The sequence below is a fragment of the Deinococcus ficus genome, assembly GCF_003444775.1.
In the GTDB taxonomy this organism is placed as follows: Bacteria; Deinococcota; Deinococci; order Deinococcales; family Deinococcaceae; genus Deinococcus; species Deinococcus ficus.
Map to the genome: position 1 here is coordinate 1001673 of NZ_CP021081.1, position 15332 is coordinate 1017004.

A 15332-nucleotide genomic window follows, 5' to 3' on the forward strand; every position below is an offset into this window, starting at 1 on the left:
GCGCCGGGGCAGGAGCACGGGCGCGCGGCACACGCGACACTCCTTCTCCAGGTTTGTTCTGTGAGACGCACCCGCCGCCCGCAGGAGTCGGTATGCAAAAGCAAGGTATGCGCAAGTTCTACACGTCGGAATCCGTCTCGGAAGGCCACCCGGACAAGCTCGCGGACTTCATCTCGGACAGCATCCTGGACGAGTTCCTGCGGCAAGAACCGACCAGCCGCGTGGCCGTGGAGACGCTGCTCACCACCGGCATGGCCGTCGTCGCCGGTGAGGTCACCGCGAAGACCGCGCACGTGGACGTGCAACGCACCGTGCGTGACGCCGTGATGAAGGTCGGGTACACCCGCGCCAACTACGGCTTCGACGCCGAGTACAGCGCCGTGCTGGTCAGCCTGCACGAGCAGTCCCCGGAGATCGCCGGCGGCGTGAACCACAGCGAGGAGTGGCGCGGCATGACGGGCGCCGAGCGCCAGGACCCCGCCAACGCCTACAGCATGATCGGCGCCGGCGACCAGGGCCTCATGTTCGGGTACGCCACCGACGAGACCCCGGAACTGATGCCGCTGCCCATCAGCCTCGCGCACAAGATCACCCGCAAACTCGCCGAACTGCGCAAGAGCGGCGTCCTGACCTACCTGCGGCCCGACGCGAAGGCCCAGGTCACCGTCGTGCGCGACGGCGAACCCCACGAGGCCAGCTTCACGGCCGTGGACACCATCGTCATCAGCGCCCAGCACAGCGACGACGTCACCCAGGACCAGATCCGCCAGGACATGCTGGCGCACGTGATCCCCGCCGTGATCCCGGCGGAACTCCTCACGCCCGACACGAAGTACTTCATCAACCCCAGCGGCCGCTTCGTGATCGGCGGCCCCCACGGCGACACCGGCCTGACCGGCCGCAAGATCATCGTGGACACCTACGGCGGCGCCGTGCCCCACGGCGGCGGGGCCTTCTCCGGCAAGGACCCCACCAAGGTGGACCGCTCCGCGGCGTACTACGCCCGCTACATCGCCAAGAACATCGTCGCCGCCGGGCTGGCCCGCCGCGCCCTGGTGGAGGTCGCCTACGCCATCGGCCGCGCCAACCCCGTGAGCCTGCGCGTGGACACCTACGGCACCGGCACCGTCAGCGACGAGCGCCTGGCGGAACTGGTCGCCGCGCACTTCGACGCCCGCCCGCAGGCGATCATCGCGCAGCTGGACCTGCAGCGCCCCATCTACGCCCAGACCGCCGCGTACGGCCACTTCGGCCGCCCGGAATTCCCCTGGGAGCAGACCGACCGCGCCCAGACCCTGAAAACCGCCGCCGCGAAGTAACCAGGTCCCAAGGAAACGGGGACGCCGCCCACGAGCGCGCGTCCCCGTTTCCTGCTTTACAGCGTAGTTGGGCTTTCCAGGTCGGCCGGCAGGGCGCCGCCCAGCGCCACCCAGGCACTCAGCAGGTCGTCCGGGGCGGGCGCGTGCAGATGCAGCAGCTCGCCCGTCCCGGGGTGCGGCAGCGTCAGGAACTGCGCGTGCAGCGCCTGCCGGGGCATCACCTCCGACGCCCGGCCGTACACCGTGTCCCCCAGGATCGGGCTGCCCAGGTGCGCCAGATGCACCCGGATCTGGTGGGTGCGCCCGGTGCGTGGCTGCGCCCGCACCAGCGCCAGCGTCCGCCCGTGCCCGTCCGGGTGCGCGGCCAGTGGCGTGAACAGCGTCTGCGCCTCGCGGGGGTTCGCGCCGCCCACCGTCATCCGCTGCCGCTGCACCGGGTGCCGGCCGATGGGCACGTCCACCTGCGCGGGCCGCTCGGCCTTCCACGCCCCGGCCGCGACCGCGAGGTACACCTTGCGCGTCTCCCGGTCCTTGAACGCCGCCGCCAGCCGCGCGTGCGCCTCCACCGTCTTCGCCACCACGATCACGCCGCTGGTGTCCTTGTCCAGCCGGTGCACGATGCCCGGCCGGAATCCCGCCTCGGAATCGAAATCCGGCTGTTCGGGCAGCGGCACGCGGCCCAGCAGGGCGTTCACCAGCGTGCCCGTCACCACGCCCGGCGCCGGGTGCGTCACCATGCCCGGCGGCTTGTTCACGGCGATCAGCCAGTCGTCCTCGTAGAGCACGTCCAGCGGGATGTCCTCGGCCTCCACGCTCGCGCCGGGCGGCGGGGGCGGCGTGACGCTCAGCGCCTCCCCGCCGCGCAGCTTCAGGCTGGGTTTGGTGACGCTCACGCCGGCCACCTGCACCGCCCCCGCCTCGATCCAGAGGGCCACCTGGGACCGGCTCGCGCCCACCAGCGCCGACACGACCGCGTCCAGGCGGCCCGGCGTGGCGGTCAGGAGTAGAGGGGAAACGTCCGGCACGCGTGCCAGTGTATACGGCCGCCCCTCAGGGCAGGCGTTCCGGCGCTCGGGTCGTGATGGCGCGGCCCACCGTCAGCGTCTCCTGCAACTCGCCCTCAAGCTCGGCGTACGCCGCGTCCGGCTCGGCGCCCAGGGCGTCCAGCATCTTGCTGAAGAAACACCGCGCGCTCGCCGCGGCCGCCACGTCGAAGATCTCGGTGTCCGTCAGGCCCAGGTCGCGCAGGCCCGCGACGTCCTGCGCCGTGACGGACGCAGCGTCCCGCGCGACCTGCTCGGCGAACGCCATGACCGCCCGGTCCAGCGGGTCCAGGCTGGCCGTCCGGAAATCCCCGGCGATCCGCGCCAGCGCCTCCGGGGCGTAGAAGCGGTCCCGCAGCACCTTCCCGTGCGCCAGCGAACAGTACGAACTGCCCAGCGCCCGCGCCGCCGCCAGCGTCACCAGCTCGTACCGCCGGGCGTCCATGTTCCCGCGCACGCCGTCCAGCAGGCCCGCCCAGGCCGCATACACCTCCGGGCGCAGGCTGAACACCTTCACGTAATTGGGCACGTACCCCAGGGTGGCCTGCTGGCGCCCGTACAGCTTGCGCACCTCACCCTCCGCGCTCTGGACCGGCACCGTACCGATGAAAGACATGCATGTCCTCCTCTCAGGCGAGCGGGCGGGCCGCTCAGCCCCCCTCTGCGGGCAGTATACGCAGCGCCCCCCGCCCGCCGGCCCGCCGCCGCGCCGCTGATCGCCCAGAATGAGGCGCACCATGACCGGCGAGCTCCTGCGTTTCTTCCCGCGCCTGAACCCCAGCGCGAACAGCGTGCTGCTGCTCGGCCCGCGGCCCATCCTGGTGGACACCGGCTTCGGCAGCGGCGTGGCCGACCTGGAACAGTGGCTGCACGCCCAGGGCACCCCCCCGCACACCCTGAGCCTGATCGTGAACACCCACCACCACAGTGACCACGTCGGCGGCAACCACCACCTCCAGCAGCAGTACGGCCTGCCGGTCGCCGCGCACCCCTGGGAAGCGCACCCCGTGAACCACCGCCACCCGGAAGCGTGCGGGGCCCGCTGGCTGAACCAGCCCGTCCAGGCCTACCGCGTGCAGACCCTGCTGCACGCCGGCGACACGCTGGACACCGGGCACGCCGGCTGGCAGGTGCTGCACACCCCGGGCCACTCGCCCGGCCATCTCAGCCTGCACCACCCGGACAGCGGCACCCTGATCGCCGGGGACGCCGCCCTGGCCGGCGACGTCGGCTGGGTGAACCTGTACCGCGACGGCCTGCAGGCCCTGGAACAGAGCATCGAGACGACCGGGCGCCTCGCCGCCCTGAACCTGCGCGTCATCTACCCTGGCCACGGGGAGCCGATCACCGACCCGGCCCGCACACTGGCCGCCGCCCACGCCCGACTCACCCGCTGGCGGGCCGAACCGGAGAAGGTCGCCTGGCACGGCTGCAAACGCATCCTCACCTTCGCCCTGATGTACCGCGGCGGCCTGACCGCACCGGAACTGGACGCCTACTTCCAGGACAGCCCCTGGTTCCACGAGTTCGCCCGGCACGCCTTCGGCCTGAGTCCCGACGCCTTCCGCACGGCGCTGATTCAGGAACTGCTGCGCGCCGGAGCGGCCGCCTGGGTGGACGGCCGCCTCACCGCCCTCGGCCCGCACGCGGTGCCGGCCCCCGGCTGGCTCACCGGCGCCGCCCGGCCCCAGGACTGGACTCAGCCCTGAAGCGCCGCGCCGGCCGTGATCACACAGTGGTGTCCGAGCAGGTGAAAGCGGCCGCCATGCAGGAAGAAGGACGCGCCCAGGCCCGACGCCACCCGGGAATGGAACCCCCACCATTCCGGGCCGCTGTTCCCAACCTGGCCTCTCCGCACGAGCCCGCCCTTTGAGGCCAGCCAGTGCAGAATCTCCGTCCAGCCGCTCACCGCCTGCTGAATGGCCTCCAGCTGGCCCCGCAACGCCACGACCGTGAACTTCCGGGCTTCAGGCGAGCCGGGCCGCACGGCCTACCGCAGCCAGTCCTCGCCGACGTCCTGGGCGCTCTGGCCGTTCAGGTCGTCCACCTCGTCCTTGCGGGTGGCCCAGGCGGGGAAGGGGTAGTTCACGAGCACGGGGTTGGGCACGTCGGGCTGGGAGACGAGCATGGTGCCGGGTTGCAGGATGCCGGCGCGGCCCCGGAAGCTCTGCGGCAGGAAGCGGTACTCGGGCCGCTCGGCTTCCGCGAGGTCCAGGCGCCCCACCACGCGGATGGCGGCGTTGCTGACGATGCGGCGTTCGACCTCGCTGGCGGTCTGCTGCGCGCCGATCAGGATGATGCCCAAGCTGCGGCCGCGTTCGGCGATGTCCAGGAGCACGTCCTTGATGGGGCTGTCGCCCTCGCGCGGGGCGTACTTGTTCAGTTCGTCCAGCACCACGAACACGGTGTCCTGCCGGCCGTACTTCTCCTTGTGTTCGAACAGGTCGCGCAGCAGCACGCCCACCACGAAACTCTGCGCGTGGGCGCCGAGCTTGTGGATGTCCACCACGCTGGTCTGCACGCCGCGGCGCAGCAGGTCCGGGCGGTAGCGTTCGGCCTGCGGGGCGGTCAGGTCACCGCGCACCAGGGGCGTAAGGTGCTTCTGCACGCCGCGCAGCCGCCGCACGAAGGCCCGCAGGGTGCCCTGGTTCTGCTTCAGGACCCATTTCGGGTCGCCCTCGCCGTCGTTCTGGTCCAGCAGCTTGAATTCCAGGTAGCTGATCAGCTGGGAGAAGGTCGTCAGGCGCGTCCTGCCCATCTCGTCGAAGCGGACGTCCTCCTCGATCAGCACGTCCGTGTCGGGGGTCCAGTCGTCCACGGTGAGGTACGGGGTGGTGTCCCCGGCGCTCAGGCGGGCGAGCTTCTCCTCGATGTTTCCGATCACGAAGCCCAGGTTCAGGCTGGCGGAGGCGTCGCTGAACACGTACGGCAGCATGCGCTTGGCCGCGAATTCCCGCAGCGTGAACACGAAGGGCGTCACGCCCTCGGCGCGCTGCTCCACGTCCGGCACGATGGCCTCCCCACTGCCTCCTTTCGGCGGCGCGAGGAACTGCACGTCCCGGAAGGGCGTCACCGGCAGGTTCAGGCGCGGGTAGCGGCCCTGTGACCAGCCCTTGCGGGTTTCCACGGTGCCCTCCTTGTCCGTGACCTTGCGGTTGGGCTGGTCCAGGAACAGCAGGTCCTCGCCCTTCACGTTGAAGATCAGCGCGCGCGTGTTGTGCCCCTCGCCGCGGCGCTCCAGCACGCCGCCCCGGAAGATGCTGTGCAGCAGGAACAGCGCGTAGCTGGTCTTGGTCGCCACGCCGGAAATCCCGCTGATGTTGATGTGCCCGCCCTGCTCGCCGTTCACGAACTGGTAGTTGATCGGCAGGACCTGCCCGTCGGCCAGCAGGCCGCCCGCGAACGAGAAGTCCATCTTGTCCGCGCTCAGGGCCAGCTTCAGACTGTCGCCGGTCGCGTGCCGCACGCGGTCCCCGGGCTGCGGGGGAATGAAGTCCTCGGGGTCCACGCGCGTGACCAGCACCCGCGCGGCGTAGCTCACGCTGGCCGGCAGCAGGCCCGCCACGACGTCCTGCACGTCACTGTCGAAACTCACGCCCTCGTGCCGGGTGCGGACGTGGTCCACGATGCCGTAGAAGTGCACGCGGCTCCCGTCCGGTTTGCGGGTCTCCACGGCGACCAGGTCGTCCATCTGCACGCTCGCGCCACTCAGGACCGCGAACCAGAAACTGACCGGGGTGGCGTCCTCGGTGCCCAGCACCATGCCGATCTCGGCGCCCGCGGCGCTCACGCCACGACCTCCCGGCCGTACGTCTGCGCGATGTGCGCCCGGATGCGCCGCGTGACCAGCTCGGCGCTGCCCATGCTGCGGGTCATGGCGTGCTCCAGCGCGGCGGTGGGAATCAGGTTCTGCGGCGCGCGGGGGTCCTTGTGGGCCGCGCTGCCCAGGCGCATCAGCAGCGTGCCGCTGAGGTTCGCGACCTGCCGCACGATGGGCGGGAGGAAGTCCGGTTCGTCCGGCGCATACATCTCCAGGCGCATCACGCCGCTCATGGGATGCTGGTAGAACGTCGCCTCACACAGCCGCACGTACCAGATGAAGCGCGTCACCCGGCCGTTCGCGTACCGCATGTGCAGGATCGGGGTGCGCTCGCCGGGCTTGAGGTCGGTGAGCAGGTGCGCCCGGTCCGGCGGGAGGTACATGGTCTGGATGGTCTTCACACACCCCACCACCGCGCCACCCAGGTTCTTGCTGCGCAGCGTGCCGTCCTGAATGGTCAGGGCGGTCAGCCACTCGCGGTCGTCCTGCTCATCCTGAGGCACCGCCGACGCGTACCCGTGAGAGAGCTGCTGCTCGGCGTCCAGCATCAGGCCCTGCAGGGTGCTCAGCGCCGCCAGCTGGTCCTCGCCCAGAGTGGGCGTCGGGTGGTACGTGAGCATGCCGGTGTGCGGGTCGCGCGGTGAGAGGGTGGCCGGGTCGAGCCGCAGCCCGGGCGCGTGCGCCAGGATCCGCGAGGCCCGCACGTCCCGCAGCTGCGCCTGCCGGGTGCCGTGCGGGCAGAGTTCCACCGCGCCCACCACGAACGCCCCGAAGCCCCCCATGCCCGCCGCGCCGTGGTCGTCCTCCACGAACACCCGGGATTCCATGCGGCGCTTGCCGTCCACCACGTACACGGTCCGCAGCCGCTCGGGGATGGCGCGCTGCGGCATGGCCGCCCAGCGGGTCGTTTCGATGTCGATCAGGTCGCCCTCGAAGGGCGTCAGTGCAAGTTGTCCGCCCTCGATGTCCACGGGCCAGGGGTCCAGACGGATTCTCATTGCCGGCATTCTACGCGCTGAACAGAACGGAGCCGGACCGCACACGGGTCAGGCCAGCACGCCGGACCCCCCAGGTCTTACCGGACGGCGGCCACCTCGCCGCTCACGCGGACGTACACCGCCTGCCCCGGCTCGGCCCGCAGGGGGGCGCTGCTGAGCAGCAGCAGGTCCTGCCCGCCCGCGCTCAGGACGTACAGCGTGTCGCGGCCCTGGAATTCGCGGGCGGTGACGGTGGCGGGCACGCCCTGGTCGGCGTCCGTGAAGCTCAGCTGCTCGGGCCGCACACTCACGGTCACCGGTCCCGTCTGCTCGCGGCGCAGCGTCAGGCGGCCCAGCAGGGTGTCCGCGTACGCGCCCTGCGCCGCGCCGGAGATCAGGTTGCTGCGCCCGATGAAGTTCGCCACGAACGCCGTGCGCGGCGCGTGGTACAGCTCGGCGGGCGGCCCGACCTGCTCCACCTGCCCGCCCCGCATGACGGCCACCCGGTCGCTGAAGGCGAGCGCTTCCTCCTGGTCGTGCGTGACCAGGATGGCGCTGGTGCCGGCGCGGTGCAGGATGTTCCGGACCTCCTGGCGCGTGGCGTGGCGCAGTCCGGCGTCCAGGTTGCTGAAGGGTTCGTCCAGCAGCAGCAGGGCCGGGCGGGGCGCCAGCGCGCGGGCCAGAGCCACGCGCTGCTGCTGCCCGCCGGACAGCTGGTGCGGCCGGCGGGACTCGAACACCGTGAGCCCCACCAGGGCCAGCGTCTCGCGGGCGCGGGCCAGCCTCTCGGCGCGGGGCAGGTGAGTCAGGCCGAACAGCACGTTGCCCAGCACGGTCAGGTGCGGGAACAGCGCGTAATCCTGGAACACCAGTCCCACGCCGCGCTTCTCCGGGGGCAGGAAGGGCCGGGTGACCTCCCGGCCGGCAATCACGATCTGGCCGCTGTCCGGGCGGTCCAGGCCGGCGATCAGGCGCAGCGTGGTGGTCTTGCCGCACCCGCTGGGGCCCAGCAGGGTGAGCAGCTCCCCGGCGTGCAGGGTGAGGTTCAGGCCGTCCAGGGCGGCGGGCCCGCCCGGCACGAAGCGGCGCGTGACGTCCGCCAGGACCAGCGGGGCGGGGGAGGGGAGGTGGGTCATTGCGGGGTCTCCGGGGTGGTTTCGCGGCGCAGGACCAGCAGGGTCAGGGCCGTGCCGGCCGCGATCAGGGCCAGGGCGTAGGGGGCGGCGCTGGCGTACTGCGCCTCCTCGGTGTACGTCCAGATGTTGCGGGCCAGCGTGTCGAAGCCCGGGGGGGCCAGCAGCAGGGTCAGTGGCAGTTCCTTCAGGACGCTCAGGAACACGAAGGCCGCGCCGGTGATGAGCCCCGGGCGCAGCAGGGGCAGGGTCACGCGGCGCAGCGCCCCCATGGGCGAGAGGCCCAGCGTGCGGGCCGCCTCCTCCAGGCGGGGCGTGGCGGTCTGGAAGCCGCTGCGGATGGGCCCGATGGCCTCGGCGACGAAGTGCAGGGTGTAGGCCAGGAGCAGCAGCGCGAAGGTCTGGTACAGGCCCGGCACGGCGCCCAGCGTGAAGAACACCAGCGCCAGCGCGAACGCCAGGGGCGGCGTGGCGTAGCCCAGGTACGCGGCCCGTTCGGTCAGCTGCGCCCAGCGGCCCCCGTGGCGACTGCCGATGTAAGCCAGCGGCACGGCCAGCAGCGTGGTGGTCACCGAGGCCGCCGCACCCGCCGTGATCGCCGTGACCGCCGCATCCTTCAGGTCGGCCAGGGCGTAGGGACTGACCTCCATGCGCAGCCAGTGCAGGATCGTGACCAGCGGGATGACCAGGGCGGCCACCGCCACGCCCGTGGTGAGGGCCGCGGCCGGCCACTTCCAGGCGCCCAGGCGCACGCGGGGCAGCACGCGCGCCGTGCTGGGGGACACGCGGGACAGGCTCAGGCCGCGCATGAGCCGCGCCTCGGCCCACAGGGTCAGCGCGGTCAGCAGCAGCAGCAGCAGCGCCAGCCACGCCGAGTACACCCGGTCGTACGCGGCGGTGTACTGCTGGTAGATGGCGGCGCTGAAGGTGGGGTAGCGCATCAGGGACACCACGCTGAATTCCCCCAGCACGTGCAGCGCGACCAGCAGTGACCCGGACAGCCACGCAGGCCGCAGGTACGGCAGCGTGACCTCCCGGAAGGTCTGCCACGGCGTGCGGCCCAGCAGCCGCGCCGCTTCCTCCAGCGCCGGGTCCTGGAGGCGCAGGGCAGCGTGCAGGTTCAGGAACAGGTACGGGAAGGTGAACAGCGTCAGCACGCCCAGCGCGCCCGCGAAGCCGTTGGGGGTGGGGAAGGGGAGGCCCAGCAGGCGGTCCAGGGCGCCACCCGGACCGGTGGCGGCGATCAGGGCGTACGCGCCCACGTACCCGGGCAGCGCCAGCGGCAGCACCCCGGTGAGCAGCAGCAGCCCGCGGGGCCGGAAGTCGGTGCGGGCGGTCAGGAACGCCAGCGGCAGCGCCAGGGCGGTGGTCGTGCCCAGCACGCTGGCCGTGAGCAGGACCGTGTTCAGCGCGAGTTCCAGGTTGCGGGCCCGGAACACGATCTCGCCCAGGGTGGCGGGGTCGGCGCCCAGGGCGCGCACCACCAGGTAGATCAGCGGCAGACCCACACCCAGGATGGTCAGGACAGCCGGGATCAGCAGCGGGGTCGGCGGGCGGCGCATCAAGTTCATCAGGTTACCAGAGGGACTCAGCGGAGCTTCCTTTGAGGGCAGGGGAAACGCCCTGCCGGCGGTCAGGCAGGGCGTGCGACAGGCGCGGGGCTTACAGCAGGCCCACGTCGCGCAGCAGCTTCTGCGCCTTTTCGATGTTCTTGGGCAGCACGATGGGGTCCACCTTGGGGCTGCGCTTGACCACGTCGGCGTAGGGCAGCATGGTGGTGGGCTGCAGGATGTTCCCGATCACGGGGTACTCGAAGTTCACGCTGAGGAAGAAGGTCTGCGCGTCCTTGGCGACCAGGGCCTGCAGGAAGCGGCTGGCGGCGCTGACGTTCTTGCTGGTTTTCAGGATGGCGGCGCCGGTGGCGTTGCCGAGGTTCCCGGTGTCGCCCGCCTTGAAGAAGTAGGTGTCGATGGGGTAGCTCAGGCGGTTCACGCGCTGGATGTAGTAGTGGTTGGTCAGGGCCACGTCGATCTCTCCGGCGCGCATGGCTTCGAGCATGCCCACGTTGCTGGTCTTGTAGTCCTTGGGCTGCAGGGCCTTCATGCCTTCGAGCCACTGCTTGGTGGTGGCCTCGCCATGGCGGGCGATCATGGCGGCCAGGAAGTCCTGGAAGCTGGGGTAGCTGACGGTCCAGCCGATGCGGCCTTTCAGGCTGGTCATCTTGGGCAGGTCCAGGATGCTGTCGGGCAGGTCGCCGGGTTTGATCTTGCTGGTGTTGTAGGCCAGCACGCGGAAGCGTACGGTGGTGGGCACCCAGTCCTTGCTGGCGGGCACGTAGTCGTCGCTGACGCCGCGGTACTGGGCGGCGCCCAGCTTGCGGAAGAGTCCCTCGCTGCTCAGTTCGCCCAGCGCGCCCACGCTGTTGCCCCAGAACACGTCGGCGGGGCTGCGGCTGCCTTCCTCGCGCAGCGCGGCGACCAGCTGGGCGTCGGTGCCGTAGCGGACGTTGACCTTGATGCCGGTCTGGCGCTCGAACTGCTGCACGACGGGGTCCACGAAGGTCTTGGCGCGGCCGGTGTACACGGTGAGGGTCTGGGCGAGGCTGCTGCCGGACACGGCCAGGGCGAGGGTCAGGACGAGGGAGGGTTTCACGAGACGTAATCCTAAGTAACCCACTCGGATTAGTCAACAGAATGTGATGCCCGTCCAGATTCACCGGCCAAAAGCACAACCCTGTCCCGCGAAGGACAGGGTTCAGAGCCTGGGAGTGAACAGGCGCTCAGTCGCGGCCCGCACCCGCCAGGTCACGCAGCCCGGCCTCGTCCGTCAACGTCAGGCAGCGGTAGGCCGGCATGACCAGCCCGTCGTCCCGCATCTCCCCGATCAGCTTGCTCACGCTCTCGCGCGTCGCCCCGGTGCCCTCGGCGATCAGTTCGTGCGTCACGCGAACAAACCGCAGCCCGTCCGCGTGACGAGAGCCGAGACTGGTTTCCGCCAGCGTCAGCAGGTAGCGCGCGATCCGCCCGCGCAGGTCGCCGTCCTGCAGGTGAATACCGTCGGCCATCAGCCGCTCGACCTGCACCGCCAGGCTCCGCGCGACCTCCATCACCTCCGGCGCCCCCAGGTGCTGCGGGTGAATGGCCCGCACCGCCGCGTCGGACAGGGCCGTGACCTGATACAGGCGCCGGCCGGTGCTGAGGGCCTCCTCGCCGAACAGGTCCCCGGGCAGGATGTGCCGCACGGTCAGGGTCCGCCCCTGCGACGTGAGACTCACCGCGCGCAGCAGCCCCGCGTCCAGGCGGTACAGGTTCGGTGCGTTATCGCCGCCGTAATACAGGGTCTCCCCGCCGCGCAGCGAGCGGGACAGTGGATCGGCCAGGGTGGCCACGGTCATGGGGGTGGACTGGGTCAGGGTCATGATTCACTCCAGAAATGGGGCGAAAAGGGGCACAGCAGCGGGCGCGCAGCGCAGTTCACAGGCGCATTCGTAGCCGCACACACCGCCTCGGCGTTCAGGGGCCGGGCAGGGGCGGACCGAATGAAATCAATTTACAAAGTAAAGCGGTCACTGACCCATCAACATAAGGAACGCTCAACGGTCGTGAGAGGTCTCACCACCCTGTCCTGACTCAGCCCCCCGTCAAAACGTCAAGGCCGTCCAGCACCACACTCGCATGAGCCTCCACGGTCAGCGCATGGTCGCGGTTGTACCCCCCGGCCATCATGGTCACCACCGGCACCCCCGCCCCCGCCGCCCAGCGGAACACCCGCCGGTTGCGCTCCCGCACGCCGTCCAGACTCAGCGCAAACCGCCCGAACCGGTCCCCGGCCAGCACGTCCACACCCGCCAGGTACAGCAGCAGCTCCGGCCGGAACGCCCCCAGCGCCGGCACCACCTGCGCCTCCAGCACCGCCAGGTACTCCGCGTCCGTCACGCCGTCCCCCAGCCCCACATCCAGCGAACTGCGCTCCTTCCGGAACGGGTAATTCCGCTCCCCGTGCACGCTGATCGTCAACGCCCGGCTCTCCCCGGCCAGCAGGGCCGCCGTGCCGTTCCCCTGATGCACGTCCAGGTCAAGCACCGCCACCCGCCCCACCCGCCCCTCCGAGAGTGCCACGTGCGACAGGATCGCCGCGTCGTTCAGCAGACAGAACCCCTCCGCCCGGTCCCGGAAGGCGTGATGCGTCCCGCCCGCCAGACACGCCCCCCAGCCCACCTCCAGCGCGTCCCCCAGCGCCGCCAGACTCCCCCCGGCGGCCCGGCGCGCCCGCTCCACCACGCCCTCCGACCACGGCAGCCCGAACGCCCGCTCCTGCGCCGCCGTCACCTCCCCCCGCCGCCACGCCCGCAACCAGTGCGGGTCATGCACCTGCCCCGCCACCCCCCACGGCAACGCCGGCGTGGACAGCACCGGCAACAGCCCCGCCAGCCGGTCCCGCACGCCCCGGTACTTGTAGTACGGAAAGCGGTGCCCCTCCGGCAGGGGAAACTCGAACTCGGCCGGCGAGTACGCCCGGAACGGATGGGAGAAGTCGGCCGTCACCCCGCCAGTCTGCCCCACCCGGCCGCGCCGTCCGGTACGCTGTCCCACACCCGCACCCCCCGGAGGCCCCATGACCCACCCCGCCCCCGCCACCCCCGAACCCATCCACGACGACCTCCGGCCCCTGTGGCCCGACCTGCTCGCCGGTCACCCGAAAGCCGTGCACGAGGCCCGCAAACTCAGCCGCAAGGTCAGCGCCGAACTCGCTCTGACCAGCGGCACCCGACGGGAACGCCGCGCCTGGAGGGACCTGCGCCGCGCCCTGGCCCCCCTGCGCGACCACGACATCACCGGCGACCACCTCCTCACCGCCCTCACCCGAGCCGGCACCCCCCAGCCCGAACTGGCCGCCTTCAGGCAGGACTGGGCCCGGCGCCGCGCCGCCCTGCACGCCCACCTCACCCTCCCCGACCCGCCCGGCCCCGCCCCGAAAGCCGGCGGCACCCGCAAGGCCGCGCGCAAGACCCTGGCCCGCCACGCCACCCACCTGATCCGCGAAGCCCATATCGTCCTGAACAGCCGCGACGCCGAGGCGTGGCACGACTGGCGCAAGGAACTCAAGACGTACCGCTACACACTGGACACCCTGATCCCCACCCCGAAGGTCCTGAAGGCCACCCTGGACGCCCTGGGCCGCATGCAGGACGCCGAGGTCGTGCTGGATCTCCTGGGCCGCCCCGAGTGGACGCACCCGGGCACCGCCAGCCTGCAACGCCGCGAACACCGCGCCCGCACCCGCGCCCAGACCCGGGTGCGCGAACTCTGGCCGGACCTGAGGGCCCTGCTTGAAGCGCACGCCGAAGGCCAGGGCCTCAAGGCAAAAAAGACCTGAGGCCCGGCCAGAAGCTTCTGCTTTCCGGCGGAGTCCAGGCGAGCTGTCCGGTCATGACTGTATTTCTCTCAACAGCAGGAAATACGCCTTGATGCTTCCTACGGCAAGTTCAGAAGTCTCGTAGTCGCCGCCCGCAGGGACGGCTGGGATCAGGCAATAGCACTGCTCCACGTTGATTCTTCTGCCTCTGGTCCACATGGCTTGATGCCGTTCGTACATGACCTCATCGTCCGTGGCACTTCTGCGAGACAGATTCATCACTGTGGTCTCGAAGTCCACAGACGTGGCACTCAGGCTGAAGTCATTCGCGGAGCCCTGGTGGCAGACACCATCGGTCGAGACGAAGTACACCTCATCGAACGAGTTCCGGGCGAATGGAATGAGATCCGGCCGGCCAAACAGAACAGGCAGCCATCCGAACCGAGTGGGATTCAGTAGCCAAATGAAGCCGTCTTTGCGCCGGCCAAACCCAACCTCCTTCCAGAATTCCCGTGCAAATTCCGGGAAGGCATGGAGATCGGGGTTCTCCCCAGGGTCATCTTGAATCGGCCCGAAGCGCCGTCTGAAGTAAGAGTGCCTAACAAAACCGTTGGTGCTGCTTGAACGTGATGAGGCAGCAGGCCAACTGCGTGAACGCCAGGTGGATGTCCGCCCGCACCTCGTACCGCACCCGAAGCCGACGGAAGCGGCTGAACCATGCCAGTGTCCGCTCCACCACCCAGCGGTGCCGTCCCAACCGCTCACTCGACTCTCGACCCCGGCGTGCAATTCGCACTTTGATCCCACGTTTGTGGCATGCCCGGCGGCACCGGGGAATGTCGTACGCCTTGTCCGCATGAAGCCTCTCTGGGCGGGTGCGAGGATGCCCACGCCGCCCATTGTGGATGGGCGGCACCGCGTCCAGCAGCGCTTCGAACAGCATGCTGTCATGCCGATTCGCTGGCGAGATCAGCACCGCCAGCGGCGTCCCGCGGCCATCGACGATCACATGACGTTTGCTGCCTGGCCGGCCGCGATCCGTGGGGTTCGGGCCGGTCTGGGCCCCCCCCGGGCGGCGGGGATGCTCGTGCTGTCCACACACGCCCGTGACCAGTCGAGGTGATCCGCCTGCGCCATCCGGTCAAGGAGCACCTGGTGCAGGCGGGTGAAGACACCCGCCGCGTGCCAGTCCCGCAGCCGTCGCCAGCAGGTCATGCCGCTGCCATACCCGAGCTCACGGGGGAGGTGTTCCCAGCCGATGCCGGTCTTGAGCAAGTAGAGGATGCCTTCCAGTGCGGCTCGGTCAGGCACCCGGGGTCGGCCGCCTCTGGGTCTGGGTGTTTCGGGTGGGAGCAGTGGCTGAATCAGCTGCCACAACTCGTCGCTGACCAGGGAGGTGGCCATGCCTCACCTTGCGCCCCCAACCTGAGGTTTTGATAGGCGCTCTAAGTCCCTAGGTTTTCGCGACTCATGGTAGTCACCTCACGTTAGCGGACAGAGATCTTCTGCCGGTGGCTCGTCGGTCTGAACTCCTCAAGAAAAAGCTCGATCGCCTTTTCAACGCGGTCCACGATTGTTCCCTCATTCCAGGCACGGCGGGCTGATGCTGGGTCGGGAGCACGCACAGGTGCCGCCTCCCGCTGACGCAGAACACCTGCCTTGAGTGGCGCGAATCGCTAGACTCA

The 15332-nt window shown here is 70.3% G+C and carries 14 protein-coding genes; 3 read left to right on the plus strand and 11 right to left on the minus strand.

The features are described from left to right. The first annotated feature begins 107 nt into the window (after positions 1-107). Positions 108-1319, plus strand: coding sequence for a methionine adenosyltransferase (gene metK, locus DFI_RS05005; protein ID WP_027462162.1), 1212 nt, complete (start codon positions 108-110; stop codon positions 1317-1319). 56 nt (positions 1320-1375) lie between these two features. On the opposite strand, the gene DFI_RS05010 is transcribed toward metK, so the two are convergent. Both DFI_RS05010 and DFI_RS05015 read right to left on the minus strand, forming a co-directional pair. Beyond that, on the minus strand, positions 1376-2344 hold the full coding sequence (locus DFI_RS05010; RefSeq protein WP_043776986.1) for an RluA family pseudouridine synthase: 969 nt from the start codon (positions 2342-2344) through the stop codon (positions 1376-1378). Positions 2345-2369: 25 nt separating this feature from the next. After that, entirely contained in the window at positions 2370-2978 is a 609-nt protein-coding gene (locus DFI_RS05015) for a carboxymuconolactone decarboxylase family protein (RefSeq protein WP_027462163.1), read from the minus strand. Positions 2979-3099: 121 nt separating this feature from the next. On the opposite strand from DFI_RS05015, the gene DFI_RS05020 reads away from it, so the two are divergent. Then, positions 3100-4071 (plus strand): MBL fold metallo-hydrolase, encoded by a 972-nt coding sequence (locus tag DFI_RS05020; RefSeq protein ID WP_027462164.1) that lies wholly within the window; start codon positions 3100-3102, stop codon positions 4069-4071. On the opposite strand, the gene DFI_RS05025 is transcribed toward DFI_RS05020, so the two are convergent. The 8 genes from DFI_RS05025 to DFI_RS05060 form a co-directional block, all read right to left on the minus strand. Continuing rightward, on the minus strand, positions 4062-4349 hold the full coding sequence (locus DFI_RS05025; RefSeq protein WP_027462165.1) for a hypothetical protein: 288 nt from the start codon (positions 4347-4349) through the stop codon (positions 4062-4064). The genes DFI_RS05020 and DFI_RS05025 overlap by 10 nt on opposite strands. Positions 4350-4352: 3 nt before the next feature. Then, positions 4353-6125, minus strand: a complete 1773-nt coding sequence (locus tag DFI_RS05030; RefSeq protein WP_043777163.1) for an ATP-binding protein — start codon at positions 6123-6125, stop codon at positions 4353-4355. A gap of 23 nt (positions 6126-6148) precedes the next feature. After that, positions 6149-7189 (minus strand): nuclease, encoded by a 1041-nt coding sequence (locus DFI_RS05035; RefSeq protein ID WP_118375837.1) that lies wholly within the window; start codon positions 7187-7189, stop codon positions 6149-6151. A gap of 68 nt (positions 7190-7257) precedes the next feature. Beyond that, positions 7258-8295, minus strand: coding sequence for an ABC transporter ATP-binding protein (locus tag DFI_RS05040; protein ID WP_027462167.1), 1038 nt, complete (start codon positions 8293-8295; stop codon positions 7258-7260). Next, positions 8292-9854, minus strand: coding sequence for an ABC transporter permease (locus tag DFI_RS05045; RefSeq protein ID WP_027462168.1), 1563 nt, complete (start codon positions 9852-9854; stop codon positions 8292-8294). Before DFI_RS05045 ends, DFI_RS05040 begins: the two co-directional genes overlap by 4 nt. A gap of 100 nt (positions 9855-9954) precedes the next feature. Beyond that, a complete protein-coding gene (locus DFI_RS05050) occupies positions 9955-10944 on the minus strand; it encodes an extracellular solute-binding protein (protein ID WP_027462169.1) in 990 nt (329 codons plus the stop codon). Positions 10945-11071: 127 nt separating this feature from the next. After that, complete coding sequence (locus DFI_RS05055) at positions 11072-11710, minus strand: helix-turn-helix domain-containing protein (protein ID WP_027462170.1); 639 nt, start codon at positions 11708-11710, stop codon at positions 11072-11074. 211 nt (positions 11711-11921) lie between these two features. After that, positions 11922-12836 (minus strand): histone deacetylase family protein, encoded by a 915-nt coding sequence (locus tag DFI_RS05060; RefSeq protein WP_027462171.1) that lies wholly within the window; start codon positions 12834-12836, stop codon positions 11922-11924. A 70-nt stretch (positions 12837-12906) separates the two neighbouring features. Here DFI_RS05060 and DFI_RS05065 point away from each other — a divergent pair, with 70 nt between their 5' ends. Next, positions 12907-13668 carry a CHAD domain-containing protein gene (locus DFI_RS05065; protein WP_051307484.1) on the plus strand — a complete coding sequence of 254 codons (762 nt, stop codon included), beginning with the start codon at positions 12907-12909 and terminating at the stop codon, positions 13666-13668. A gap of 577 nt (positions 13669-14245) precedes the next feature. Here DFI_RS05065 and DFI_RS05075 read toward each other — a convergent pair. Continuing rightward, a protein-coding gene (locus DFI_RS05075) for an IS5 family transposase (protein ID WP_118375838.1) occupies positions 14246-15051 on the minus strand; the annotation gives its coding sequence in 2 pieces (ribosomal slippage) (positions 14246-14709 and positions 14709-15051; 807 coding nt in all). Between the last annotated feature and the right edge of the window lie 281 nt (positions 15052-15332).